Origin of the sequence: Chengkuizengella sp. SCS-71B (assembly GCF_040100845.1) — a bacterium.
Lineage (GTDB): Bacteria > Bacillota > Bacilli > Paenibacillales > KCTC-33759 > Chengkuizengella.
In genome coordinates this window covers 15049-42010 of the sequence record NZ_JAZHSH010000002.1, presented here as the reverse complement: position 1 = coordinate 42010, position 26962 = coordinate 15049, and the positions used below count along the sequence as shown (strand labels likewise).

At 34.1% G+C, this 26962-nt stretch carries 26 protein-coding genes and 9 tRNA genes; 32 read left to right on the top strand and 3 right to left on the bottom strand.

Annotated features, from left to right (window positions below):
- Positions 1–38: 38 nt before the first annotated feature.
- From VQL36_RS20890 to VQL36_RS20800, 19 genes are all read left to right on the top strand, one after another.
- A tRNA-Ser gene (locus tag VQL36_RS20890) sits at positions 39–129 on the top strand.
- 17 nt (positions 130–146) lie between these two features.
- Positions 147–223 (top strand) — tRNA-Met (locus VQL36_RS20885).
- Between the two features lie 62 nt (positions 224–285).
- Positions 286–361: transfer RNA gene (locus VQL36_RS20880), tRNA-Val, on the top strand.
- A gap of 3 nt (positions 362–364) precedes the next feature.
- Positions 365–440, top strand: a tRNA-Thr gene (locus VQL36_RS20875).
- An 11-nt stretch (positions 441–451) separates the two neighbouring features.
- Positions 452–528, top strand: a tRNA-Asp gene (locus VQL36_RS20870).
- A 258-nt stretch (positions 529–786) separates the two neighbouring features.
- Positions 787–862, top strand: a tRNA-Phe gene (locus VQL36_RS20865).
- An 18-nt stretch (positions 863–880) separates the two neighbouring features.
- Positions 881–965, top strand: a tRNA-Tyr gene (locus VQL36_RS20860).
- A 6-nt stretch (positions 966–971) separates the two neighbouring features.
- Positions 972–1047: transfer RNA gene (locus VQL36_RS20855), tRNA-Lys, on the top strand.
- A 314-nt stretch (positions 1048–1361) separates the two neighbouring features.
- Positions 1362–2159 (top strand): ParM/StbA family protein, encoded by a 798-nt coding sequence (locus VQL36_RS20850; RefSeq protein ID WP_349251265.1) that lies wholly within the window; start codon positions 1362–1364, stop codon positions 2157–2159.
- Positions 2156–2380 (top strand): hypothetical protein, encoded by a 225-nt coding sequence (locus tag VQL36_RS20845; protein ID WP_349251264.1) that lies wholly within the window; start codon positions 2156–2158, stop codon positions 2378–2380. The genes VQL36_RS20850 and VQL36_RS20845 overlap by 4 nt, the downstream gene beginning before the upstream one ends.
- A gap of 136 nt (positions 2381–2516) precedes the next feature.
- A tRNA-Leu gene (locus VQL36_RS20840) sits at positions 2517–2601 on the top strand.
- A gap of 219 nt (positions 2602–2820) precedes the next feature.
- Positions 2821–4242 (top strand): dihydrolipoyl dehydrogenase family protein, encoded by a 1422-nt coding sequence (locus VQL36_RS20835; RefSeq protein ID WP_349251263.1) that lies wholly within the window; start codon positions 2821–2823, stop codon positions 4240–4242.
- Between the two features lie 17 nt (positions 4243–4259).
- Positions 4260–4913: a TVP38/TMEM64 family protein gene (locus tag VQL36_RS20830; RefSeq protein ID WP_349251262.1), complete on the top strand. Its 654-nt coding sequence runs from the start codon at positions 4260–4262 to the stop codon at positions 4911–4913.
- A gap of 22 nt (positions 4914–4935) precedes the next feature.
- Entirely contained in the window at positions 4936–6183 is a 1248-nt protein-coding gene (locus tag VQL36_RS20825) for an ABC transporter substrate-binding protein (RefSeq protein ID WP_349251261.1), read from the top strand.
- Positions 6167–7057 (top strand): sugar ABC transporter permease, encoded by an 891-nt coding sequence (locus VQL36_RS20820; RefSeq protein ID WP_349251270.1) that lies wholly within the window; start codon positions 6167–6169, stop codon positions 7055–7057. The genes VQL36_RS20825 and VQL36_RS20820 overlap by 17 nt, the downstream gene beginning before the upstream one ends.
- Positions 7048–7851 carry an ABC transporter permease gene (locus VQL36_RS20815; protein ID WP_349251260.1) on the top strand — a complete coding sequence of 268 codons (804 nt, stop codon included), beginning with the start codon at positions 7048–7050 and terminating at the stop codon, positions 7849–7851. The genes VQL36_RS20820 and VQL36_RS20815 overlap by 10 nt, the downstream gene beginning before the upstream one ends.
- 33 nt (positions 7852–7884) lie before the next feature.
- A complete protein-coding gene (locus tag VQL36_RS20810) occupies positions 7885–8985 on the top strand; it encodes an ABC transporter ATP-binding protein (protein WP_349251259.1) in 1101 nt (366 codons plus the stop codon).
- 33 nt (positions 8986–9018) lie between these two features.
- Complete coding sequence (locus tag VQL36_RS20805; protein ID WP_349251258.1) at positions 9019–9606, top strand: CDP-alcohol phosphatidyltransferase family protein; 588 nt, start codon at positions 9019–9021, stop codon at positions 9604–9606.
- A 196-nt stretch (positions 9607–9802) separates the two neighbouring features.
- Positions 9803–10837: an FUSC family protein gene (locus VQL36_RS20800; protein ID WP_349251257.1), complete on the top strand. Its 1035-nt coding sequence runs from the start codon at positions 9803–9805 to the stop codon at positions 10835–10837.
- Positions 10838–11016: 179 nt separating this feature from the next.
- Here the strand turns inward: VQL36_RS20800 and VQL36_RS20795 are convergent, their stop codons facing one another.
- Positions 11017–11595 (bottom strand): cupin domain-containing protein, encoded by a 579-nt coding sequence (locus VQL36_RS20795; RefSeq protein ID WP_349251256.1) that lies wholly within the window; start codon positions 11593–11595, stop codon positions 11017–11019.
- A gap of 163 nt (positions 11596–11758) precedes the next feature.
- Between VQL36_RS20795 and VQL36_RS20790 the strand changes: the two genes are divergently transcribed.
- The 6 genes from VQL36_RS20790 to VQL36_RS20765 all read left to right on the top strand — a co-directional run bounded on the left by VQL36_RS20790 (position 11759) and on the right by VQL36_RS20765 (position 17886).
- On the top strand, positions 11759–12718 hold the full coding sequence (locus tag VQL36_RS20790; RefSeq protein WP_349251255.1) for an MraY family glycosyltransferase: 960 nt from the start codon (positions 11759–11761) through the stop codon (positions 12716–12718).
- 508 nt (positions 12719–13226) lie between these two features.
- Complete coding sequence (locus VQL36_RS20785; protein WP_349251254.1) at positions 13227–14966, top strand: ABC transporter ATP-binding protein; 1740 nt, start codon at positions 13227–13229, stop codon at positions 14964–14966.
- A gap of 14 nt (positions 14967–14980) precedes the next feature.
- Positions 14981–17005: an ABC transporter ATP-binding protein gene (locus tag VQL36_RS20780; RefSeq protein ID WP_349251253.1), complete on the top strand. Its 2025-nt coding sequence runs from the start codon at positions 14981–14983 to the stop codon at positions 17003–17005.
- Positions 17006–17030: 25 nt separating this feature from the next.
- Positions 17031–17189, top strand: coding sequence for a hypothetical protein (locus tag VQL36_RS20775; RefSeq protein ID WP_349251252.1), 159 nt, complete (start codon positions 17031–17033; stop codon positions 17187–17189).
- Positions 17190–17342: 153 nt separating this feature from the next.
- Positions 17343–17543 (top strand): DUF378 domain-containing protein, encoded by a 201-nt coding sequence (locus VQL36_RS20770; protein ID WP_349251251.1) that lies wholly within the window; start codon positions 17343–17345, stop codon positions 17541–17543.
- A gap of 133 nt (positions 17544–17676) precedes the next feature.
- Positions 17677–17886, top strand: a complete 210-nt coding sequence (locus tag VQL36_RS20765; protein WP_162037967.1) for a DUF378 domain-containing protein — start codon at positions 17677–17679, stop codon at positions 17884–17886.
- 118 nt (positions 17887–18004) lie between these two features.
- Here the strand turns inward: VQL36_RS20765 and VQL36_RS20760 are convergent, their stop codons facing one another.
- Both VQL36_RS20760 and VQL36_RS20755 read right to left on the bottom strand, forming a co-directional pair.
- Positions 18005–19216, bottom strand: coding sequence for an MFS transporter (locus VQL36_RS20760; protein ID WP_349251250.1), 1212 nt, complete (start codon positions 19214–19216; stop codon positions 18005–18007).
- Positions 19217–19397: 181 nt separating this feature from the next.
- Positions 19398–19859 carry a MarR family winged helix-turn-helix transcriptional regulator gene (locus VQL36_RS20755; RefSeq protein ID WP_349251249.1) on the bottom strand — a complete coding sequence of 154 codons (462 nt, stop codon included), beginning with the start codon at positions 19857–19859 and terminating at the stop codon, positions 19398–19400.
- A gap of 261 nt (positions 19860–20120) precedes the next feature.
- Between VQL36_RS20755 and VQL36_RS20750 the strand changes: the two genes are divergently transcribed.
- The 7 genes from VQL36_RS20750 (at position 20121) to hisG (ending at position 26960) form a co-directional block, all read left to right on the top strand.
- A complete protein-coding gene (locus VQL36_RS20750) occupies positions 20121–21191 on the top strand; it encodes a PucR family transcriptional regulator (RefSeq protein WP_349251248.1) in 1071 nt (356 codons plus the stop codon).
- 86 nt (positions 21192–21277) lie between these two features.
- Positions 21278–22399 (top strand): sn-glycerol-3-phosphate ABC transporter ATP-binding protein UgpC, encoded by a 1122-nt coding sequence (locus VQL36_RS20745; protein WP_349251247.1) that lies wholly within the window; start codon positions 21278–21280, stop codon positions 22397–22399.
- 192 nt (positions 22400–22591) lie between these two features.
- Positions 22592–23527, top strand: a complete 936-nt coding sequence (gene hprK, locus VQL36_RS20740; protein WP_349251246.1) for an HPr(Ser) kinase/phosphatase — start codon at positions 22592–22594, stop codon at positions 23525–23527.
- Between the two features lie 39 nt (positions 23528–23566).
- Complete coding sequence (lgt, locus tag VQL36_RS20735; protein ID WP_349251245.1) at positions 23567–24472, top strand: prolipoprotein diacylglyceryl transferase; 906 nt, start codon at positions 23567–23569, stop codon at positions 24470–24472.
- 37 nt (positions 24473–24509) lie between these two features.
- Positions 24510–24995, top strand: coding sequence for an acyltransferase (locus VQL36_RS20730; protein WP_349251244.1), 486 nt, complete (start codon positions 24510–24512; stop codon positions 24993–24995).
- 144 nt (positions 24996–25139) lie between these two features.
- A complete protein-coding gene (locus VQL36_RS20725) occupies positions 25140–26318 on the top strand; it encodes an ATP phosphoribosyltransferase regulatory subunit (RefSeq protein WP_349251243.1) in 1179 nt (392 codons plus the stop codon).
- Positions 26319–26960, top strand: coding sequence for an ATP phosphoribosyltransferase (gene hisG / locus VQL36_RS20720; RefSeq protein ID WP_349251242.1), 642 nt, complete (start codon positions 26319–26321; stop codon positions 26958–26960). It begins immediately after the preceding gene.
- Positions 26961–26962: the final 2 nt, after the last annotated feature.

Sequence of the window (26962 nt, the reverse complement as noted above, 5' to 3'; positions counted from 1 at the left end):
CAGGGAATAATACCTGAAAATAATTGATTTGACTTATTGGAGAGATACCCAAGTGGCTATAAGGGGCTCCTCTGCTAAGGGAGTAGTCGTGTAATGCGTGCGTGGGTTCGAATCCCACTCTCTCCGCCAGATCAAAATATTAATAGGGCGGTGTAGCTCAGCTGGCTAGAGCGTACGGTTCATACCCGTGAGGTCGGGGGTTCGATCCCCTCCACCGCCACCAAAAAGTACTTGATAAAGTGGACAGACCATGATAATATAGATAAAGTCTTGTCAAAAAGATAAGGACGCTTAGCTCAGCTGGGAGAGCATCTGCCTTACAAGCAGAGGGTCGGCGGTTCGATCCCGTCAGCGTCCACCATATGCCGTTGTAGCTCAACTGGTAGAGCAACTGACTTGTAATCAGTAGGTTGGGGGTTCAAGTCCTCTCGACGGCACCACTTTAAAATTAGGAGCTGTGGTGTAGAGGCCTAACATGCCTGCCTGTCACGCAGGAGATCGCGGGTTCGAATCCCGTCAGCTCCGCCATTACAATTATTATTAGGGATGATGAACCCATTGGGTTCGTCGGAGCATAAGCTTCTGAAGGATTGCATCGCAGTCTCGTAAAGAAGTGAAGAGTATCCCGTCAGCTCCGCCATTACAATTATTATTAGGATGATGAACCCATTGGGTTCGTCGGAGCATAAGCTTTGAAAGGATTGCATCGCAGTCTTGTAACGAAGTGAAGAGTATCCCGTCAGCTCCACCAATTATGTCCGGGATCCCCGGAAAGCGGTATAGTAGGGCTCGATAGCTCAGTCGGTAGAGCAGAGGACTGAAAATCCTCGTGTCGGCAGTTCGATTCTGTCTCGAGCCACCATTTCAATTGAATACTTGTGGAGGATTAGCGAAGTGGCCAAACGCAGCAGACTGTAAATCTGTTCCCATCGGGTTCGGTGGTTCGAATCCATCATCCTCCACCATTTTGAGAGCCATTAGCTCAGTCGGTAGAGCACCTGACTTTTAATCAGGGTGTCGAAGGTTCGAATCCTTCATGGCTCACCATTTTATTTCAAATCAACTTCCAATTGGAAGTTTTTTTTGTTTTTATTAAATGAAAAACTTTACTATTATTGATCCAAAATATTTTTGCGTACAGACGCCCATCTCTATAGATGCTATCTTCAAATCAGGTGGAGTACAGTCTCCATCTGATTTCTCGATGTTTAAGCTTTGCTTAAACGAGTTCACTAACAACGAATAAGCTACAGGGTCGTAGAATAAAATAGCATGTTGACCAATCCGTCGCACATAAATATTTATTATAGGTGAGTAATAAATGTAATTATTAACCTATTGATGTGCAAGGGAGGGATTTGATGAGTGCAGTTATCGGTTTAGATATAGGTAGAAGTTATGTGAAATCATATACTGGTACTAAAATATTTCATTTTCCTGGGATTATTGGAGAATGGAGAGAACGTAAGTTAATAACTGATTACGGTGAGAATGCGATTGAATGTAGATTTAATAATGAGAGATTTTTTATCGGAACGCTGGCGCAAAATGAATCAGATTTTTGTAGAAATATGATGACAGAGAATAAATCTCATGATGATGCACGTTTGTTAGCTTTAATATCCATTCATAAAGCAGCACTATCAGAAAATATAACAGTTGTCACAGGTTTGCCAGTAGCACAGCATAACGAGTCAAATAAAAAAGAATTACGGGACTTATTAACTGGTTATTGGGAAATTGAAGTAAACGGCATTCAAAGGAATTTTCATATTTCAAAGGTGAAAGTAGCTGTAGAAGGTGGGGCTGCTTTTTGGTCGTCACCTAAAGATGGATTAATTCGAGTTATTGATGGAGGAAGCAAAACGATTAATTATGTAACAATGGTCAATCGACGTTATGTTGATCGTGAATCCGGATCACTTCCTTTTGGGTTTGGCACGAATAAATCTGACAATCATAAAGAGCTTGCAAATCGAATAGCTGGAGAAGTAAGTAAGAAGTGGGGAGATTACGATGAAATATGGGTTGTTGGTGGGTGTGCAAGGGAGTTAGCGGGTTTATTACAACCTTATTTCCCTAATTCCAAATCATTACAAAATCCTTTATATGCGAATGCAATTGGTTATTATCGCATAGGAAAATCGGTAGAATCATGAATTACAAAAGAAAAACAGTATATTTCAATATGGAAAATGAAAAACAAAAAGAACTATATGAATGGTGTACTAGTGAAAGTTATAATTTTAGTATGTTTATAAGAACATTATTATCCATATATAAGGATAATAATGTATTAATTGAAAATACGTCAGTAGAAGACCTTTCTAAATTACAATCCACTGAAAAAGATAAAGTGTATATGAATGATATACTATAACTAAAATGTGTATGTAAATCGTGTGGATTCATTTTAAATAAATATAGTTTGTAATGTTAGCCAGTAGTTGACACTTAGCAGAAAAGTATGATAACATCAACTAGCATCATATTTTATTTTAATAATTTTATACTATGCGCGTGTGGCGGAATTGGCAGACGCACTAGACTTAGGATCTAGCGTTTTACGACGTGGGGGTTCGACTCCCTTCACGCGCACCAACCACCCGAACACTATTCACCGACAGGTGATTTTTTTTATTTTCTCATTAAACATTCTTACTCCGTACTTACGAATAATCCCTTTCATATTTGGACAAGTTTTTAAACGCTTACATATTTAATATGGATGTAATTTATATTACAGATAAATGTAATAACTTTTTGATATATTCATTTTAGAAAAGAAAATATCCTTTGCGGAAAAAAGGTGAGGAATAAATGAAACAATATGATCTAATAGTCATCGGAGGTGGGGCAGGTGGTTTAACTGCAGCTGCAGGTGGTGCAAATTTTGGAGCAAAAGTTGCTTTAATCGACAAAGGTTCATTAGGTGGAGATTGTCTATGGACTGGATGTGTACCTACCAAATCATTAATTCAATCAGCTAAAATTGTACAGACAGCAAAAAAAGCCAATATGTTTGACATAGAAGCTAAAGGTGTGCCAAATTTTAAGATTGCAAAAGATCGTTTAAATCAATCCATTGCAACAATTCAAAAACATGATGATGATCAGCGGTTTATTGACATGGGGATTGATGTATATCATGGAACTGCATCATTCAAAAATGCAAACGAAGTGAACATTGACAGACAAATAACGATAAAAGGTAAACGAATTGTAATAGCAACAGGTTCGAGACCCATGATCCCACCTATCGAGGGTATTAAAGAGGCAGGATTCCTAACAAATGAAACCGCTCTACAATTAGACACACAGCCTAAGTCGTTATTAGTGGTTGGGGGAGGTCCTATAGGATTAGAATTTGCACAATCGTTTACTAGGTTTGGAACCAAGGTAACCGTAATAGAAATGGGAACTTCTATTTTAGGTAAGGAAGATTCAGAACTTGTTCCTTATGTAATTGAATCTTTAGAAAAAGAAGGCGTTCAATTCATTACAGGTGCAAAAGTTTTAAAAACAGAGAGAACTGAATCCGGGAAGAAAGTTACAATTGAACAAAACAATCAGAAGAAAACTTTACAATTTGAAGAGATATTATTGGCTTCTGGTCGTGTTCCAAATTCTGATAAATTAGGGCTCGAAAATGCTGCTATCAATTCTAATCGAGGTTACATTACAGTAAATCAAAAATTACAAACAAATGTCCCTCACATATACGCTATTGGAGATGTGAATGGATATTATCCTTTTACTCATAAGGCTGGTTATGAAGGAAAACTAGTGGTTTCCAATGCTGTATTTGGTTTGAGGAGAAATGCTAATTACTCAAACCTCCCTTGGGTTACTTACACGGACCCTGAACTATTCCATTTAGGACTAACAGAGGAAGAAGCGAGAAAAACGGGGAAAGAGATTAAAGTATACAAAACAACATTAGATGATGTGGATCGTTTTGTATCCGATCATGAAACCAAGGGTTTAATAAAAATAATTACAGATAAAAAAGGTGTTATTTTAGGGGCGCATGCAGTTGGACCATCTGCAGGAGATTTCATGCAAGAGGTTGTTTTTGCAAAACAGTATGGTCATAAAATTGGCTCCATATCAAATGTCATTCATCCTTATCCAACACATGTTGGAGGCGTTCAGAGAACAGCGGATTTATATTGGAGAGAGAAGCTTAATTCAAGCTCAATCACAAATATTTTAAAAAAGTATGTGAAATGGTTTAGGTGAGAGGAGGGTGGAATAATATGCGAAAGAGTGGTCTCAAAAAATTACTATTATTTGCATTATTTATTGCTGTTGGAATGACCATTTTATTTGTTTTTGATCTTCGTCGATTTACTCCTGAAAATATAAGGGATTTTATTTTATCTTTTGGAATATGGGCGCCTTTATTATATATATTTCTTTATACAGTTCGACCTTTAGTTTTTTTTCCAGCCATCGTTTTAACTTTATCTGGAGGATATACTTTCGGTCCGTGGTGGGGTACCTTATACGATTTAATTGGGGCAACGCTTGGAGCATGTTTGGCTTTTGTTATTGCACGATCTTTGGGAAGAGAAACCATAGAACGTTGGCTTGGTGATAAAATGAAAAAAATGGATGATATTTCAGAGGAAAAAGGATTCCGTACCATTTTGTTTTTTCGCTTAGTTCCTTTGGTTCCTTTTGATGTAATAAATTATGGAGCAGGTTTATCTAAGGTAAAATTAAAAGACTATGCACTGGCTACTTTAATAGGAATTATACCTGGGGCATTTGCTTACAATTATTTGGGTGCATCCTTTCATAATTTTTCCTCACAATTTTATTCTGCAATCACATTAGTGCTTATTTTAATGCTGATTCCAACCGTATATAAATGGGCAAAAAAAAGAAAAAGTAAATTGAATATTTAGGATTTAAAAAGGGGATGTTTTTTTGAGAAAAATAATCTTTACTATAACAGGTTTTATTCTAATTTTTTCTATTGTTTTAACAGGATGCGGAGTTCAACAAGAGCAAGCAAAAGAAGACTTGACTTTAAACCTACTAGAAGCAGACTGGGAATCGATTTTAGAAGAGGCTAAAGGGCAAAAGGTCAATTTTCATATGTGGGGCGGAGATGATCGCTATAATCGTTATATTGATGAATGGGTTGCCCCTAAATTAAAAGAAGAAACAGGAGTTACTTTAAACCGAGTTGCAATTGCAGATACGAAAGATGTTATCAATAAATTACAAAATGAACAATCTGTTAATAAAACAGACGGGACTGTAGATATCATTTGGATAAATGGCGAGAACTTTAAACTAGCTAAAGATATTGGGTTGTTATGGGGCTCATTTGCTTCACAGTTACCTAATGTGAATCAATATGTAGATATCAATGCACCCGACATTCAATTTGACTTTGGTGAAAATACAGAAGGGATGGAAGTTCCTTGGGGAAAAGCACAATTTGTTTTTATATATGATCAAACAAAAATAACACAACCGCCAAAATCAATGAAGGAGCTGGGTGATTGGATCAAACAAAACCCAGGTAAATTTACTTATCCTGCTCCACCAGATTTTACGGGAAGTGCATTTGTACGACAAGCTTTATATGAAACTACAGGTGGTTATGAACAGTATTTAAATTCTGAAAAGGAAGAGGAATTGGACTTCAATCCATTATGGGATTATTTAAATAAAATTGAATCGAATTTATGGAGAGGTGGAGAAACCTACCCAGAGAGTTTAGCCAAGTTAGATCAGCTTTATAGCAACGGAGAAGTTTGGATGACGATGGCTTATGATCCAGGAAAGGCATCCAGTCAAATTGAAAAGGGAGTTTTCCCTGAGACAACAAGGACATTTGTTTTAGAAGGAGGTACATTATCTAATACACATTATTTGTCCATTCCTTTTAATTCGAAACATCAAGCAGGAGCGATGGTTGCTATTAATTATTTATTGTCACCTGAGGCACAACTTACAAAGATGAATCCAGCACATTGGGGAGAAGGGATGTCGTTAGACCCCTCTAAACTATCCAATAAAGATCGTGAACAATTAAACTTGTTGGATCTTGGCGAAGCTACTTTACCAGCGGATGAACTTGCTAAATTTAAAGTGCCAGAAATACCAGCTAATTATGTAAAAAGGATAGAGGAAGGCTGGTTTGAGTATGTGGCAAAAAGGTAATCCATATCTGTATGTGTTACCTGCAGTACTTTTTATGATTATATTTTTTTTCGGCGGGATTATACAGGGAGTGCTTCAAAGTCTTGGTGTATCGATACTTCATGATACACAGTTTACATTCAAAGCTTATCAGAAGTTAGCGCAATCTATGGACTTTTGGCAGTCCCTAATTCTAACCTTTAAAGTTTCTTTTATATCCACTTTATTATCGGCTATGTTAGGTATGATGTTTGCTTTTATTTTATTTATAATATCTTTAAAATCATACACGAACAAAAGTTATTCTTATTTTTATCGAATATTTCAATATCCTTTGGTGATACCCCATCTAGCAGCTGGTTATTTATTTTTACTGTTGTTGATGCAAAGTGGTTGGATTTCTAGAATAAGTTATCACTTAGGATGGATTGAAGAAATACATCAGTTTCCTGTGCTTGTGAATGATTCTTTTGGTTGGGGAATCATTTTAACTTACACTTGGAAAGAAGCACCCTTTATTACTTTAATGGTTTATCCTGTTTTGTTAAGAATTCATAGATCATGGTATGAAGTTGCAAGATTGTATGGTTCGAATACGAGTAATTTTATTAAGGATATTGCAGTTCCACTTGTTTTACCTGCTTGGTTATCTTCCATATTTATCGTATTTGCATTTACATTTTCAGCTTTTGAAATTCCATATTTATTAGGAGTGACTTATCCGCGGCTGCTTCCTGTTTACTCTTTTGATTTATTTATGGATGGGGGATGGGAGGAGCGTTCGCAATCTTTAGCATTAAATATAATTTTGGCAGTTATTACAGCGGTACTGGGAATGTTATCCTATAAAATGAGCAAACGTTGGTTACCTAGTGAGAGGAGAGGATGGGAATAAAGCTGAAAAATGGTTGGCAATTCCTAATGATTTTTGTATTAATTTTGTTTTCCATCCCACTTTTGCCGCTTGTTATCACTAGTTTTTCTGCAGGATGGAGATGGCCTGAAATTTTACCAAATCAGTTTAGTTTGAGAGCATGGGAATATGTTTTCTCACCTTATGCTGGCACTTGGGAAGCCATTGGGAATAGTGTATTCATAGCGATGATGGTAACTTTTATAAATATTCTTCTTTGTTTACCAGCGGCAAATGTAATTGCTAGAATGAGTTTTAAGGGAAAAATATGGATCGAGGGTGTATTATATTCACCTTTAATTATACCGCCATTTATTACAGTAATGGGAATCCATCTTACCTTCATTTATTTAGGTTTTACAGAATCCCTATTTGGTGTGATTATAGCTCATGTAGCACCAACTATGCCATATATGTTAAGGGCATTAGTTATTAGTTTTCAAACGTTAGGATACCAATGGGAGGAGCAGGCAAGAATGTTGGGTGCAGGAAGGTTAAATCGGTATCGACTTGTTTTGCTGCCTCACATACTTCCAGGTATCGTAGCAGGTTCTAGTCTGACGATTCTTATTTCATTAAGTCAATATTTAATTACCCTACTCATAGGTGGGGGTCATATAGTTACACTACCTATCATTTTGTTTCCATTTATCAGTGGTGGGGACATAGCCATAGGTTCAGCTTACACTATCATTTTTGGTGGTCTTGCTTTGTTATCCCTTTGGAGTATGAATGCGTTGTTAAAACGTTATTATAGAGCACGTATCACTTTATAGGTAATTTTAATTCATTTCAGAAGGAGGATATAAATGGGGGATTTAACGATTAATAGCGTTACGAAAAAGTTTCATAACCATCATAAAACTTCAAGTCAAAATCCTTTTTTTCAATTATATCCTATAGATCTAACTATAAAAGAAGGTGAATTTTTTGGAATTATTGGACCTTCAGGTTGTGGAAAAACAACGTTTCTTAAATGTATTGCTGGGTTAATTGTCCCGGATTCGGGGAAAGTGTCGTTAGGAAAGGAAAATTTAACGAATGTCCCTCCAGAGAAAAGACAATTTTCTATGGTGTTTCAACAGCCATTATTATTTCCTCATTTGAGAGTGATTGATAATGTTGCTTTTGGTTTAAAAATGCAAGGGATAAATAAAAAAGTGCGGTTAAATAAAGCAAAAGAAATGCTGCAAGCCGTCGGTTTATCTGGATATGAATTAAGACATCCCTCTGAATTAAGTGGAGGGCAGCAGCAGAGAGTTTCTTTAGCAAGAGCGATCATTATGAATCCTAAAGTGTTATTTTTAGATGAACCATTTAGTGCATTAGATCCTGATTTAAGAGAAGAAATGAGGGAGCTCGTAAAAAAACTTCATCAAACATTTAAGGTAACTGTATTAATGGTTACACATGACAGAGAGGAAGCTTTTCAACTAGCAGATCGACTTGCCATAATGGATGAGGGTAGAGTTTTGCAAGTAGGTACGCCAAAAAAATGTTATGAAGAACCTGAGAATATTAAAGTAGCGCAGTTTTTAGGTTCAAAGAATATGTTAGAAGGTGAAATTGCTAAAAGTAAATTTATCGGGAAATATATTGAAACATCTTTTAGTTATGATACCTTTAATAAATATAAAGGTTGGCTGATCATTCGACCAGAGTTATTTAAGCGCAATTATTCTAATGAATCGGATAATGAGGATCAGGATATGGAGGACTTTAGAGGGAGAATTAAGGAAGTATCTTATCGCTCTGGTTTTGTTCATTATAAAGTAGATGTAAACGGACAATCTCTTTATGTAATTGAACCAAATCAGTCTGATTTACCTAAGGTGAATGATAAGGTAACTTTACAGCTAAACATGGAAAAAGCCCACTTTATCCCGCAAAAAAGAGGAATAAAGGATTGAGGATAGTGTATAAAGTTGAGGAGTGAGTGTTGGATGTTAGATACACATGCACGACATATCGTACAACCCTTTATAAAACGAACAGCAATTTCACTTTTAAACTTAGGGTTTACAGCTAATCAAGTCACATGGATTGCATTTATTATCGGTATTAGTACTGGTATTTTTATATATTTAAATTATTTGGTTATTGCTGTTATCTTGCTTTGGATATCTGGATTTTTAGATGCAGTGGACGGTTCTATGGCTCGAGAGCAGAAGAATGCAACAGCTTGGGGTACGGTCATGGATATTACCTTTGATAGAATAGTAGAACTTTCTGTGATCATTGGATTAGCTATCGCTTTTCCAGAAGCACATTTTGTTTTATTGTTATTAACGGCATCGATTGTATTTTCAATGACTGTATTTTTAACCGTTGGTGCATTATCAGAGAAAAAAGGGATTAAATCTTTTTATTATCAAGCAGGATTAGCAGAACGAACAGAAGGGTTTATTTTGTTTTCACTCATGATTTTATTAAATAACTGGTTGATATGGATTACGCTTCTATTTTTTATCTTAGAAATGATTACGGCATTGCAACGATTGTTAGAAGCAAGAAAGATTCTGAAAGATTAGACATTGCCGTCTTTAGACGGTTTTTTTCTTTTTTCTAGACCAATGATCATAAAAGTAGTAAATTTATATAATAAAGAAATATAATTTAAGCATTTGTTAATTTAAGTGTATTTTAGACCGCTTTATTGTATAATGTAGGGTCACCGAGGGGTATTTTTTTAGTAGTTAATGTAATAGGAATTGAAGGGATCTAGACATGGATAAAGTAAAAAAATGGTTTGCTGTGTTACTTGGAAAACGAATTTTTAAAACTGGATTATCCGTTTTTATAACAGCAACCATTTGTGAATTTTTAAATTGGCCAGTATTGTTTGCAATCATTGCTGCAATTGTAACAATAGAACCTACAGTAAATGCATCGATTCAAAAAGGGAAAATTCGTTTACCAGCTGCCGCAATGGGGGCTGGTGTTGCTATGTTATTTGATTTTGCACTGGGACAATCTCCAATCTCCTATGCATTAGCAGCATCCGTTACAATATTATTATGTCATAAGTTTCGTTGGGACGATGCAATTATCGTCGCTACTTTAACAGCTGTAAACATGATAGCCATAACTGAAAATGATTTTTTCATTAGTTTTTTAACAAGAGTAGGTACAACTTCTGTAGGTATAATCACCTCTATTATTGTAAACTTTTTTGTGCTTCCACCTAATTTTATGGGACAAATATCGAAAGCCAAAATAAATTTAATGTCCGATACTAAAGAATTAGTAGACAAAATTATATCTTTTCAATTGGACCATAAAGGTAATTTTGAGGATTTGGAAAAATCACTGACTTCATTGCAGAAACGAGTAAATCATACGATTAAATTAATTGATTACCAGAAGGAAGAATACCGTTATCATCGTTTTAAAAAAACAGAATACAAACTATTAAAAAATATTCAGACAAAGATGAATCTTTTAGATAAAATAAATCATCATGTAGCGGACCTGTTGTATTTAACTTCTGAGGATCAATGTTTGCAGATCGATGATAAGGAAGTTCTAAAGAAGGCTTGGAGTGATATATCATTGTATTTTGATTGGCAGCAAAAAAATGATGATAAGACATATGAAATTCAACAGAATATTTCTTCACTCTTTTATATATTGCATCGACAAATTGATGTTGAGAAAACGGAAGATTATATGGATAAAAGTAGCTCAATTGCGTATGAGTTGTTAGCGATTCATTCTCTAATCTGCAAAAAGTCATTTTTAAAACCAACTGAAATTACTTAAAAAATATAATTGTTTAATTTAACAATCTGGAATAAAATTACATAAAAAAATTATTAAGTAACATGTTTATGTTACTAATATGTAATCCTAATCAACTCAAATACTTAAGTATTTGAGTTGATTAGGATATTTGAAAGAGTCGACTACTTCTACGAGAAGCTCCGATAGGAGCTTTTGTTCTAATAGTTAGTACGTTCTTCAGGAGGAGGCCCGATCACTACTCCTTCTGTTCCCTCGATTGGCTCAAGTGCACGGGAAATTTCTCTTGGATTGATATTGTATGCATTTTGATAAACTTCAGGAGGTATTCTGGTTAGTCCTACAGATTGTTCTACTGACATAAATTGATCGTTGTTAAAAAAGAGCAATAATTTAGTATTGTCTGATTTTGCTGATATCCAATGCATCCATCCCATAGGAATAAATGCTGTTAATCCAGGTCTATTTAATTTATAAGTAACTACATTGTTATTAACGGGATTAAGGATAGAAACATCTGCTTCACCTGATACAAGATAATCCAGTTCCCATGCATTTGTATGCCAATGTGGCTCTCGAATAAAACCTTTTGATAATTGTAAATCTGCAATGGACCCTCCAATCATGGAAGGCATTTGAGTCGATGTCAGAGCAAATGCAATATTTTCTGGATTTCTTTCAAACAAAACATTTTGCTTAATATCAAAAGAAAGGTTGGGTGTGCCTGCACCAACTAAATTTCGATTATCTGTGACATAACCTGAAACTGGGGTTGTCATGTTTTCACCTCCTTTCGAGAATGATAGTATTCGTTTTATCATATGTATCCACCGTTAGTTTTGAATGTGTGTATGTCCTCATGTATTTGAATCAATTTTTTTTGCTGTCGTATGAGCCAATGTCATTTCGGAAAAACTAACGATCATTGACGTGTTAGAGGATGTGATCGTAATTTTAATTTATCTAATCCCATTTATCGTGGCTTTTGGAACAGTGTATGTATTAGTACCTGTAATGAAGGATACAGCAGTAAAAATTAAATTTGTCGATCAGCCGAATAAAAGGAAAATACATCATAATCCGATTCCTTTAATGGGTGGTGTGATCATTTATCTCGGTTGTATATGCTCAATGTTGATTTTTGATGGATTTTCATCAAGGACATTGACATTGCTCATTGGAGGGACGATGCTGCTGTTCACAGGATTAATGGATGATTGGTATAAAACAAAAGGATTAGATTTTCCGGTACTACCTAGAATCATTGTTTATCTGTTAGCAGCATCTGTTCCAATTTATTATGGGTTGGAAATTAAAGGAATAACTAATATTACTGGACAAGGGATGATATTCTTCCCAAGCTGGATTAGTTGGGTAGTAACGATTCTTTGGGTTTTTTGTATTACAAATATGATAAATTTTATTGATGGGGTTGACGGTTTAGCGACAGGGATTGTGACTATATCTGCATGTACTTTATTTGTAGTTTCAATGTTAAAAGATCAGCAGGGATCAGCCATTATGGCAATCATAATTGTTGCATGCTGTTTAGCTTTTCTTGCATATAATTTTTACCCAGCAAAAATATTTATGGGTGATGCTGGCGCTATTTTTTTAGGTTATGCGCTCGCTATTCTCTCTTTGGATGGGGCCTTAAAAAGTGCGACAGTAGTTTCTATAATTGTATCTGTATTTGCAATCGGTGTTCCTATTTTCGATACGATTTTTGTATTGATCAGAAGAATGATTCAAAACAAAGGGTTGCATAAAGCAGATAATCTTCATACACATCATAGTTTAATGAAATGGGGACTAACCCAAATTCAAACGGTATCTTTTTTATATTTAATCGGTGTTGTTTTTTCATTGTTGTCTATCATTATATTTCTTGTTTTTAAATAATAAATGGGTGATTGTGTAAAAAATAAATTGACAACATTCTTGTTTTAGTGTTAAGGTTATATAGAAATTTTTTATATGAAATTTTTAGAAAAGGAGGGTTTTTAATGAACATTATGACAATGTTATTTCAAAAGTTTGATTCTAGAATTAATTTTAGAACATTTCATATCAATTTAGTGACCTCTCCGTCGGTGGATTTATATTAAAAAATAATCCATTTCATTTTCATAATCGATGGCACAGGTCACTTTATCTGATCTGTGCCTTTTTATTTTCTCTTTTTAGATAAAAGGCATATCATTCATTGGTATTGCCTTTTTTGTTTCTCTAAAAAGTGAAAATATAACAAAAATTAGTTTTATTTTCATATGAAAATGATTGATATTTTTAATGGAGGTGATGTTTATAGGAAAAAATAACTTGAAAAAGAACATGTGTATGATAATATATGGATACAAACATGTGTTCGTTAAAGTGTTAAATGCTTTTTATGAAAGGGGGAGAAACTTTGTTTTCAGTATTAGTGAAATTAAGCTGGTTCTTTAAAAGACATTGGATTCGTTACAGTATAGCTATATTCTTACTCATCTTAGTAGGTGTATTGGAAATCATTCCACCCAAAATGTTAGGAGTAGCCATAGATTATATTCAGGATGGTTCACTAACATTTAATAAATTGCTTGATTTGATTTTGATATTAGGTGGATTGGCACTTGTTATTTATGTGATTACCTACGTTTGGATGTATCAATTATTTGGTGGTTCATTTCTAGTTGAACGTACAAAACGCTCTAGACTCATGAAGCATTTATTGAAAATGACACCTACTTTTTATGAAAAAAACAAAACCGGTGATTTGATGGCTCGAGCTACGAATGATTTAAAGGCGATATCTATGACAGCTGGATTTGGTGTATTGACACTTGTAGATTCATCGATTTATGCCTCGGTCATATTATTGTCTATGGGTTTTATGATTAGTTGGAAGTTGACATTTGCAGCAATTATCCCGCTTCCTTTAATGGCTTTGGCAATGAATAAATACGGTAAAGTTTTGCATGAAAGATTTATAGAAGCTCAAAATTCATTCGGTGAGATGAATGACCAAGTGCTAGAATCCATTGCAGGTGTTCGTGTAGTTCGTGCTTATGTGCAGGAGAGAGCGGATCAGGGAAGATTTGCAGCAGCTACAACAGATGTATACAACAAAAATATATCAGTCGCAAAGGTTGATTCATTGTTTGAACCGACCATTAAAATATTGGTAGGATGCAGCTATTTAATTGGGTTAGGTTATGGAAGTTATCTTGTATTTCATAATGAGCTTACATTAGGGGAACTTGTCACTTTCAATATTTATTTAGGTATGATGATCTGGCCTATGTTTGCCATTGGCGAATTAATCAATGTAATGCAGCGTGGGAATGCATCTTTGGATCGCGTTAGTGAAACACTTTCGTATGAACCAGATATTAAGGAGAAGGAACAAACATTAAAAGTGATGGCTGCCAAGGATATTCAATATAAAAATGTCACTTTTAGATATCCATCTTCAACATTTGACAACTTAAAGGATATATCTTTCTCACTTGGTCGTGGTGAAACTCTTGGCATTGTAGGTAAAACAGGCAGTGGTAAAACTACTCTTCTAAAGCAGTTGTTGCGTGAGTATCCTCTTGGAAAAGGGAACATAACAATTACCGATACATCAATTGATGATATGTCACTCCATGATTTAGGAAAATGGATTGGGTATGTGCCACAAGAACAAATTTTATTTTCAAAAACCGTTCTTGAAAATATTTTGTTTGGAAAAAATGATGCAGACAAACATGACATTGAAAAAGCATTGGATCTCGCTTCGTTAAAAAAAGACCTGAATACCTTGCCTGAAGGATTAAATACTTTAGTTGGAGAGAAGGGTGTAGCCTTATCAGGTGGTCAAAAGCAAAGAGTTTCTATAGCTAGAGCGATAATTGCCAATCCAGAGATCCTAATTCTTGATGATGCATTATCTGCTGTAGATGGCAAAACGGAAGCAAGAATTATAAATAATTTACAAAGAGAACGAAAAGGAAAAACAACGCTCATATCTACACATCGTTTATCAGCTACACAACATGCGGACTGTATTCTTGTACTTGACAATGGAGAGATTGTACAACAGGGAACACATGAACAATTAGTTAAAGAAGATGGTTGGTATAAGGAGCAGTATGAACGTCAGCAGCTTGAGGACGTGGAATAGGAAGAGGTGGAAATATGAGTACTGGAAAAAGATTGTTTGCTTATGCAATGAAGTTTAAAAAGACGATTATATTGGCTTTGTTAATGTTATCTGTAGCAGTAGTGGCTGAATTGTCAGGTCCTTTAATTGCGAAGCAGATGATTGATAAACACATTCTAGGAATTGAATATAAGTGGTATGAAACTTCAGGCAAAGATGAATATTCTGTTCAATATGAAGGTCAATGGTACAAACGTAGTGATCATTTTGAAGGAATCGAGGAAAAAGGTTCAGAAATTCGAGTGCTTCAAGTGGAAAGAGATTATTATTTTATAGATGAACCCGTTTTATTTGATGGGAAGAGAAGTGTTGAAAACAATACTTTAACGATAACAAAGGGTAAGGAAATAGCAACTTATCCTGCAGAAAAATTGACAGCGGCACAACTGTTTCAGTTTTATAAACCAGAAACAAAAAGTTTAATTCAATTAAGTGGTATTTATTTGGTATTAATTTTGATTTCGGCTTTATTTCATTATGGTCAGACGTTTTTCCTGCAAAAATCAGCAAATCAGATCGTTCAGAAAATGAGGTCAGATGTATTTGAGCATATTCAAAAACTGCCTGTCCAGTATTTTGATCATCGACCTGCTGGAAAAATAGTATCTAGAGTAACTAATGATACCGAGTCAATTAAAGAGTTGTTTGTCAATGTATTAGCCAATTTTTTTACAAGTGCCGTATACATGATTGGAATATTCGGTTTTGTTTTTGTTTTAGATTATAAACTTGCTCTTATTACTTTAATTGTCATTCCAATCTTGATGATATGGATTGTTGTTTATCGAAAATTTGCATCTAAGTATAACCATGTTATTAAATCTAGATTGAGTGAAATTAATGGAATGATTAATGAATCCATACAAGGGATGACTATCATTAGAGCCTTTCGTAGACAAAAGGAAACAACAGAGGAATTTGAATTTTTAAATGAGGAATATTTTAAACATCAAAACAAATTACTGAATTTAAACTCATTCACATCTCATAACTTAGTTAACCTACTAAGAAACGGCTCATATGTAGCTATAATTTGGTACTTTGGAGGTGCCTCACTAGGAGTAGGAACGATTATTTCAGTAGGAGCATTGTATGCTTTCGTTGATTATTTAAACCGTTTGTTTCAACCCATTACTGGGGTAGTGAATCAGTTGGGTCATATGGAGGAAGCCATTGTCTCAAGTCAACGTGTTTTTCAATTATTAGATGAAAAAGGAGAAGCATTCTCTGATGGTCAAATGGAAAGATATCGTGGTCATGTCGTGTTTGATCAAGTGTCATTTGCTTATAAAGATGAAGATTATGTGTTGAATAACATCTCATTTGAAGCAAAACCTGGAGAAACAATTGCACTAGTAGGACACACAGGTTCGGGTAAGAGTTCAATCATTAACTTGTTATTGCGTTATTACGACATACAAAAAGGGAAAATTAAAATAGATGATCAGGATATTTCTGGATTTCCAAAACAGCTGATCAGACAGCATATGGCCATAGTATTGCAGGAACCGTTTCTTTTTACAGGAACCATAGCTTCCAATGTGAGTTTGAATGATCCAGCAATAGATCGATCCAAGGTTGAAAAAGCATTACAAGATGTTGGTGCAGATCAATTAATCAAAAATCTAGCAAAAGGTTATGACGAACCAGTAATTGAGAAAGGGAGTACATTATCTGCGGGTCAGCGTCAACTCATTTCCTTTGCAAGGGCGTTGGCATTTAATCCAGCGATTCTGATATTAGATGAAGCAACTGCAAATATCGATACAGAAACAGAAGCTATTATACAGAAAGCATTGGACGTACTGAAGAAAGGAAGAACGACGTTTATTATTGCACATCGTTTATCAACAATTCGAAATGCAGATCAAATTATCGTGTTAGATCATGGGAGGATATTAGAAAAAGGTAGTCATGAACAACTAATGAAAAATAAAAGTAATTATTATCAAATGTATCAAATGCAGCAAGGGAAGAAGAAAATAGCTTTAACAACATAAAAATGAAAATAAGGAGAGATTTATAATGAGTACATTATTAATTTTTATTATTGGTATGGTGAGTGGTGCAGGTTTAGTGGCAGGGAAAAGTAATGGTGGAGAGAATAGAAAAGTCTATATAAGGGAGTATTTTTCTTCCATGCCTTTTGATGGTGACGACGGCATTCGGAAACATGATTATTAGTGATGGGAAATTTGGTGATTTGGGATCTAATTTATTAGGTATACAGAAATTAATTTAAAAAAGTGAAATATTCCGTTCAATTCACCAATATACATGGTAGTGAAAGTAAATTCATGTAAATTCATTAAAAGGACGAATGGGAGGGGATTTCCTATGAAAACTTGTAATGTAATTGCTCTGCTGCTTGTTATTATTGGTGGTTTGAATTGGTTATTAGTTGGAATCTTTGAGTGGGATCTAGTCGCTGAATTGTTTGGGGGAATGGATTCGACTCTATCTAAAATTGTATATATTATTATTGGATTAGCCGCGATTTATTCACTAACTTTTTTCAACAAAATTAATCAGAAGTAAGGTTAACTAATTTATCATTTCCAAAGCCTGCTCTTTCTAAGCAGGCTTTTTGTGTCTTGTAATAATATTACATTTTATGGGTACCATAATAAATGAATGCAAATCTTCTCGAAATGTCAGGAGGTACTTTCTCATGAAAACACTAAACGTGATCGCGTTACTTTTAGTTATCATAGGTGGATTAAATTGGTTGTTATTTGGGCTTTTTCAATGGGATTTAGTAGGAGGGCTCTTTGGTGGGATGGATTCAGGCCTTTCCCGTACAATATATGTCATTGTAGGAATTGCAGCCGTTTATTCCTTTAGCTTTTTTAACAATGTAACATATGCAAGAAATGAGTAATTCAATTCAGAATTAGTATCAAAAAAAAGACTTTCATTTCTATCTGAAAGTCTTTTTATATTTTAATGAATTAACAAATACAACAAGAAGCTTATTTTATCCAATTGTGTCTTGTCTTCTATTCAGTATTATTTTTTAACTTTTTTTGAGTGTTTTTTAATTCAAGGTCCGTACTGATGATTGCACCAACGAAAATGATGATTGCAGAGATTATATAAGTAGTTATAAGTGATGTGAAAGTCACTAATGGTCCTGCAACAGCTGACCCGAGCAATATTCCTCCGATAAACAATGGAGTCAAAATTCCGTTTGTTCTTCCAACAAATTTTTCATCTATCATTTTAATAATGAGCATTCCTAACATAGTTTGCCACATGGCTAATATGAATCCTGTGATAAAATTCATTGTTGCTGTTAACACGAACCAAACAGATAAAACTTCTACAATAAGCGAGAGGGATAAGAAACATAAACCTCCAACAATAACTTTTTTCATATTTAGTTTGTTGCTTAGAATAGAAGCGACAATACTTCCAATAAACATTCCTATTCCTGCTAACATATAAAGCCATTGAATATTTTCTTTTTCTAGACCTAAACGATCAATGACAATAAAAACATCAAGTGGTTGAACAATTCCTGCCCCTAACCCGATGAATACAAATGTGATTGCAATGATTTTTAAGTTTTTAGAGTTTTTCACGTATTGAATGCCTTCTTGCATTTCTTTTATAAATTTAGATGAGATATTTTCCTTCTCTTTTTTTACTTTAGGCAGGAACAATAATATGATAGAGGAAATGAAAAATGCGATCGCAATGCTTACTAATGAAGCGGTAATGCCTAACCAACTGTAGATTAATGTTCCAATGATGGGTCCAATGATGAGAAATAAGGATTGCAAACTTTGAATGATTCCAATGGCTGGTGCGATCATTTCTTCAGGAATATGTCTTTTAAACATAATGGAAGATGAGGGCTGAGAAACCTGACTTACAATACTAGATATAAGTGTAGCCAAAAAAATGACTTGCCAATTTCCGTTTGTCACAAAAAAGATAATAATAATGATAGATAACGCGCTGGCAAAATCACCATATATCATTGTCTTTTTAGGATCCCATCGATCTGCTAAAGTACCTCCTATAAAAGAAAAAATAAATATAGGTGCGTATTCGATAACCGTTAAAAGTGAGACGTAAATCGGATTATTATTAGTTAAATCCATTACAAAAAATAACAAGGCAATGTTTCGAATCCAGATGGCAGTTTGTTGGATCAAATCAGTTAAAACAATAACTTGAAAAACTCTGTTTTTTAATAAAACCAATACTAAAACCTCCTCAATTTTAAATTTTTTTATCAATGATTTAGATGCATGTAAAGTTAAGTTAACTTAACTATTGATCGATATAACGCTGCATATCTATATTTACCTTTATAAATATGCTAATCTTTATATAGTTAAGATATATTTATAATTAATCAAACTTAACTATTAGTGAAAAAAATTAGTTTTCCTCTTCTTTTTGAATTTTAGTAACTATTTTATATATTTTTTCCTGTAAATCAACTAAATTTTCTAAATCCTTTTTATTTAATTTAGAATAATATTTTTGAATGAGATGTAATTCAAATTTTGACATCAAATTATGATATTCAATTCCTTTTTCATCAAGATGAACAATAATTTCTCTGCGATTATTTACATTAATTTCTCTTTTTACATAGCCTTTTTTTTCTAATTTGTTGATCAGTTGTGTTGCTGCACTAGGTGTAATGGAGAAATGTTTAGCAATCTCACTATTTGTCAAAGATTTTTTGTTTAGATAATCTAACAAGATGCTTTGTTTCGGGGTTATATTAAGCACTTCTTTATCCACAAATTTGTGATATTCATCTAAAAGTATAGAGTTTAGAGCGTCTGAAGAGGCTTTTATTTTTTTGTAATAAAAAGCTGTAATGTCTTCCATAAATTTCACCTTTATCATTTGATTATTTACAGTATAAAACATTTATAAATGTTAAGCAATCTAAAATGTTAATTTATTTAAATAGTTGTTTTTAAATAAATCTTTAATTAGTTATAAGCAGTGATTGAATTTAGCTTTGAAAATCTATACAGGTTGGTATATCTACATTCTGGGCGGTATAATAAAATGATTGAAAGTATGTTTGATAGGAGTAATTTTATACATTAAGATTAGTGTATACAATGTTAAGGAGTCCATGTTATGAATTGGGATAAAATAAAAACTAAACTAGAGCAAATTTTAAATTTACAATTTAAATGGGAAGTATTACAGAAAAATGAGTGGTTTTTTGATGGTAATACCATAGAGAAGAACGATCAAATTTACTTTTACTTATACTCTGAAGGTAGTTATTATTATGCCCTTTCTGTGAACCAAACTTTACTAACGTCTTCTGAGAAAAGTTTAATAGAAATGACTTTAAATACATGTCGAATGAATCAGAATCAAACTGAATCTGCAAGTGGGAATGAAAAGCCGATTTCTCTTCGTACGTGGATTTTAAATCAACTTCAGTATGATTTGGATGAGAAGCTTCCTGAATCATTACTACAAACTCCTCAACTATTAAAAAATAATATACCAATCTTGATACAAACACATGTATCAGACCAAAATATAGGAACAGATGAAGAATTGTTTAGTTTATTGCAGTCTTTTTATAATTCTCAAATTGTATTTGTTCCTCTTTCCAATAAAGAATATTTATTATTATGCTCTCTAGATTTATTAGAAGAGGAAATAGAGGAGCAAGGTAAGGATATAGAACATGAAATGGAGGAGTCTTTACAATTTTTTAGTTCTAGTTTATATGAGATGCTGTTGAGTGAGTGGGTTGGTAAATGTCACATCGCGATACATTATCCTATAGTACCGAGTGAATCAGTGATTCTTATCATTAAACAATTAAGAGAAATTATGGAGTTAGGTCGAAATTATTGCCAAAATGAGTACATACACTCCCCATGGAATTTATATTTAGAATCATTATTGGATATATTGTCAGATGAAGAGAGAAGACTTTTTATTGAACGTGTATTTAAACAAGTTGATTTTGTTTTGGATGTAGAAATGAAAACGACCTTAGAGCAATTTTTTAATACAAGTTGTAATGTGAGTGAAACAGCAAAAAAATTGTATATCCATCGCAATACATTAATTTACCGTTTAGATAAGTTTAAACAAGAAACTGGACTAGATGTAAGAGTTTTTAATCAGGCGGTATTAGTAAAGGTATCTTTATTATTGTATAAATTAACAAAACAACATTAGTTATTTTGTACAACTTGCACATAGGTTTTTTTATCTTGCTAAGATACAATTATGGATATAAATCATTGGCAAGGAGGAATTTTAACATGGCAGGTCTAAGTCTAAAAAACGTTTATAAAATATATCCAAATTCTGAAACTCCATCTGTATCTGATTTTAATTTAGAAATTGCAGATAAAGAATTTTTGGTACTTGTAGGTCCTTCTGGTTGCGGAAAATCTACTACGCTTAGAATGATAGCCGGTTTAGAAGAAATATCTAAAGGGGAATTGTATATTGGAGATCGTTTGGTTAATGATGTTGCGCCAAAAGATCGCGATATTGCAATGGTATTCCAATCCTATGCGTTGTATCCGCATATGACGGTTTATCAAAATATGGCATTTGGTTTGAAACTACGTAAAATGAAAAAAACAGAAATAGAAGAGCGTGTTCGTGAAGCTGCAAAAATTTTAGACATTGAGCATTTATTAGAACGTAAACCAAAAGCGCTATCAGGAGGACAACGCCAACGTGTTGCCTTAGGTCGTGCTATTGTCCGTGAACCACAAGTTTTCTTAATGGATGAGCCTTTATCTAACCTTGATGCTAAACTTCGTGTACAAATGCGTACTGAAATCGGAAAATTGCATAAACGTTTAGAAACAACGTTTATCTATGTAACACATGACCAAACTGAAGCAATGACAATGGGAACTCGCATCGTTATTATGAAGGATGGTATAGTTCAACAAGTAGACTCCCCTACACAAGTATATCATCATCCTATAAATATGTTTGTAGCTGGGTTTATCGGCTCTCCATCTATGAACTTTATTGAAGGTAAATTGGATGAAAAAGGGAAAGATATACACTTTACAGCTGAAGGTGTGGACATTGTAATTCCAGAAGGAAAAGCAAAAATTCTTCGTGAAAAAGGATACTTATTAAAGGATATTATATTAGGTGTACGTCCAGAAGATATTCATCAAGAACCTGTTTTCTTAGAAGCATCTCCGAACAGCATTGTTAATGCACACATTGATGTCGCTGAAAATTTAGGACATGAAATGAACCTATACCTTTCTGGGATTGGCAATAAGATGCTTACCGCTCGTGTGGATGGTCGTGCTAATATTAAAGAAGGTTCAAACATTCAACTTGCTTTTGATATGAACAAAATTCATATTTTTGATAGAGATACTGAATTAAATGTTTTTGAAAATTAAATTTAATTCATAATTTGTTAAAGGTCAGCTATATTGCTGGCCTTTCTCTGTTTTTCCCTTAGATGCTCGCCAATCTGCGAGTTTTTTTTGTATAGAGATGGTGAATTAGTAGTTAATATCTTGTTTTTTTAGATCATTTCCATTACGATGAAAATATAAATTTATGGGTGTCTAAAAGGAGAACATAATCATATGCCCAAAAAAGTAAAAGTAAAAGAATTAGTAAAGAAATTAGACTTGGAAGTTGTATGTGGGCAAGACGGGTTAGATCGATACATAACGGTCGCAGATATATCGCGCCCAGGGCTGGTGATGGCAGGGTTTTATGAATATTATCCTAAAGAACGCGTTCAGATTTTAGGAATGACAGAATTGACATATTTTAAAACTCTTAGTAAAGAAGAAAAAACTCGACGAATGCAAGAAATTTGCCACGATGAAACTCCTTGTATTTTTATTACGCGTAAATTGGAAGCACCGGTAGAATTAGAGATGATTGCATCAGAAAAAAATATTCCAGTTATTAGAAGTTCCTATTCAACTACGATTTTGATTAGCAGAATTACAGGATTTTTAGAAAATAAATTGGCTCCTACAACAACGATTCACGGTGTATTAGTAGATGTTAATGGAGTAGGGATGTTAATAACGGGACATAGTGGAATTGGAAAAAGTGAGACTGCATTAGAATTAGTTAAACGAGGACATCGTTTAATTGCGGATGATGCGGTTGAAATAAGACAGACTGCTGACAATGATCTATACGGTAGTGCTCCTGATCTAATTAAACATCTGTTGGAAATTCGTGGTGTAGGTATTATTAATGTAATGACCTTATTTGGTGCTGGAGCCATTCGAAATATTAAAAAAATAACACTTGTTGTGAAATTGGAAACATGGAATCAAGAAAAACAATATGATCGTTTAGGTTTGGATGAAGAAACAACTCAAATTATTGATACCAAAGTTCCTCTTGTTACAATTCCAGTTAGACCGGGACGTAACCTTGCTGTTATCCTTGAAGTTGCAGCAATGAATTATCGTTTGAAACGAATGGGATATAATGCAGCAATGCAATTTACGAATAAATTAACTGAAACAATAGCTGATGAAGAAGATATTGATTAGTTTATAAATGAAGTTGTTCAAAACAAAGGAGGAAATTGCATGTTTTATGTTATAGACCCTGTCTTTTTTTCAATCGGGCCAATTGATGTGCATTGGTATGGGATTATATTAGGCAGTGCAGCTTTAGCGGGTTTGTTATTAGCCATTTTGGAAGGAAAGAGGTTTAATTTGTCTTCTGACTTCTTTTTAGACTTACTATTAATTGGAGTCCCATCTGCAATTGTAGGAGCAAGGTTATACTATGTTGCTTTTAAATGGGATAGTTATAAAAACGACCCATTAGAAATTATCATGATTCAAAATGGTGGACTAGCTATTCACGGTGCTCTCATAGGTGCCGTTATCGGAGCGGCTATTTATTTTAGAGTGAAGCGAGTGAGCTTTTGGCGTATTGCAGATATTTGTGCACCATCATTAATTTTAGGACAAATGATTGGACGTTGGGGTAACTTTATGAATCAGGAGGCCCATGGCGGACCAGTAGCTGAATCTTTTTTAAGAGATACACTTCATTTGCCTGATTTTATTGTGAATCAAATGTACATAGATGGTATATTTTATCATCCAACGTTTTTATATGAATCGATTTGGAACTTAGCTGGATTATTGTTATTATTCGTTTTGAGAAGAAGATCATTTATGAAGTCTGGTGAAGTATTTTTCACTTATATTATGTGGTATTCTTTAGGACGATTTTTCATCGAAGGTTTGCGTACGGATAGTTTGGCATTTACAGGTTCTCAATTTTTCGTAGATTTTATGGAAATTTTATGGGCTCCGATGTCACTGATTTTTGGTGATGCAGGAAATATGGCTTATGGAAACATAAGAATCGCACAGTTCATTAGTTTATTGCTCATTTTGTTTGCTATAGTTATGATCATCGTACGCAGAATTAAAAATCCTAACCTACCAAAGTATTCAGATCCAATCGAACGATACTAAAGGTTATCGTACTATTATAGATAGTGAGGAAGTTAGCTTGAGAAAAACAGAACGATTCCCAATGCAAGGAAACAATTCATTATGGCAAATTTATAAAACGGTCAGCAAGTGGAAGGGGTTAAGAAATTTTATCTTCATCCAAATTACACGTTATTCCCCATCCTTAAAGCTGAAAAATTGGATTTATAGAAATATATTAGGGATGAAGGTTGGGGAGCAAACTGCCTTTGCATTAATGGTTATGGTAGATGTATTTTTCCCAGAAAAAATTCATGTTGGAGAAAACTCTATTATTGGATACAATACAACTATTTTAGCTCATGAATATCTCATTGACGAATATCGTTTAGGTGAGGTTTATATTGGCTCAAATGTATTAATTGGAGCAAATACAACCATCTTGCCAGGAGTTACCATTGGGGATCATGCAGTGATCGCTGCTGGATCAGTTGTACATAAAGATGTAGAGGCAGGTAGTTTTGTAGGTGGGAACCCTATTCAGGTCATAAAACCAAAACAATGAATTTTTTTTCTATTTAATTGAATGTGAGTAGAGCAATAACCGTTGACGTTATTGCTCTTTTTGTGTTAAAATTGATTACTCTTTAACTTGGTAGCATACTAAAGCATTTTGGGTTGATGAGAAGTATTTAATGGGGTGAAGTCGGTGTCAAAACCAAAAGTATTTGAAAAACCATTGGGCGTAAGAGATTATTTGCCTTATGCAGTCCGCGGATTGAGAACAATAGAAAATAATGTAATACATTGCATGGAAAAGTGGGGATATCAGGAAATTATTACACCTACATTAGAATATTACGATACAGTAGGTATGGCAAGTTTAACGTCAGACCACAAGCTTTTTAAGCTTTTAGATAAAAAAGGTACAACACTAGTATTAAGGTCAGATAATACAGCTCCCATTGCTAGAGTTGTTTCATCGCTGCTAAAAGATGAACCCCTTCCGATTCGATTGTCTTATCATTCTAACGTGTTTAGAGCGATGAAGGATGAAGCGGGAAGAGATGCTGAATTCGTTCAGACAGGTGCGGAGTTGATCGGAGATGGATCTCCTGATGCAGATGCTGAAATCATTGCACTAGCTATATCTTCTTTAAAAGCAGCGGGCATTAAGAATTTTAAAATTGCATTGGGTCATATGGGATTTCTACAAGGTTTATTTGAAGAAACATTAATCGCTAATCAAGAAGAACAAACCCTCTTGAAAAAGCATTTATTAAATAAAAATTATGTCGGTTATAAACAAGCAATTAAACATCTGTCAATTCCAAAGGAAGCAAAACAGGAGTTAGAGGGTATTTTAAAGCTAAGAGGCGGAAAAGAAATTTGTGAGCTAGCTAAAACCTATATCAACGATCCATCAACTAAACAATCCATTCATCATTTGTTTGAAGTGTGGGAAGTATTAGAAGCCTATGGTGTTTCTGAACACGTTGGTATTGATTTAACGATGCTTGGAGATTTCTCTTATTATACAGGAATGACTTTTGAAGGTTATGCAGGCAAACTTGGTTTCCCAGTATGCAGTGGGGGCAGGTATGATAACTTGCTCACTCAGTTTGGACGCCCTGCGCCTGCGACAGGATTCTCATTAAAAACAAATCGAATTTTAGAGGTTGTGAGTCACAATTCTAATCATGAATTTCCTCGTACCTTAATTTTATATGATGAACAAAACCGTACGGAAGCGTTAAAACATGCACAAATGTTAAGAACTGATGGTCAAATCATTGAAACTCGAAAAACAACTTCCTTAATTGAATCAAAGTCTCATCTATTACAAAATTACACTGACATTATAAATATGACGAAAGGGGGAAAGTAGATGGACATGTTAAAAGTAGCTATGCCTAAAGGTAGAATATTCAAACAAGCATCTCAATTATTTCGTGATGCAAACATACCTATTCCCAAAGATTTTGATGATTCACGAAAATTAATCATTCCTATTCCAGAAGCGAATATGGAGTTTATTATGGCCAAACCAGTAGATGTCCCCACCTATATTGAATATGGTGTAGCTGATGTTGGTATTGTTGGTAAAGATGTATTGATGGAGGAAAATCGAGATGTATATGAACTTATAGATCTTGGCATTGCTAAATGCAGAATGTCTGTGATTGGGCTTCCTAATTGGAAGGAAGTGATGAATCCAAAAGTTGCGACAAAATATCCTAACCTTGCTAGTCAATATTTTAGAGAACGCGGTCATCAAGTAGAAGTGATTAAATTAAACGGTTCTATTGAACTCGCTCCTTTAATAGGCTTGTCTGATCGAATTGTAGATATGGTAGAGACAGGTAGAACGCTTCGTGAAAATGGATTGATAGAATTAGAGGAAATGTTCTCTATTACAAGTCGTTTAATCGCAAATCGAGTGAGTTATCGGATGAAAAACCATGTTATTCAACTGCTTTGTGATCAGCTTCAATCTGCAATAGAAATTAAGGAAGGAGCGGAGGTGTAATA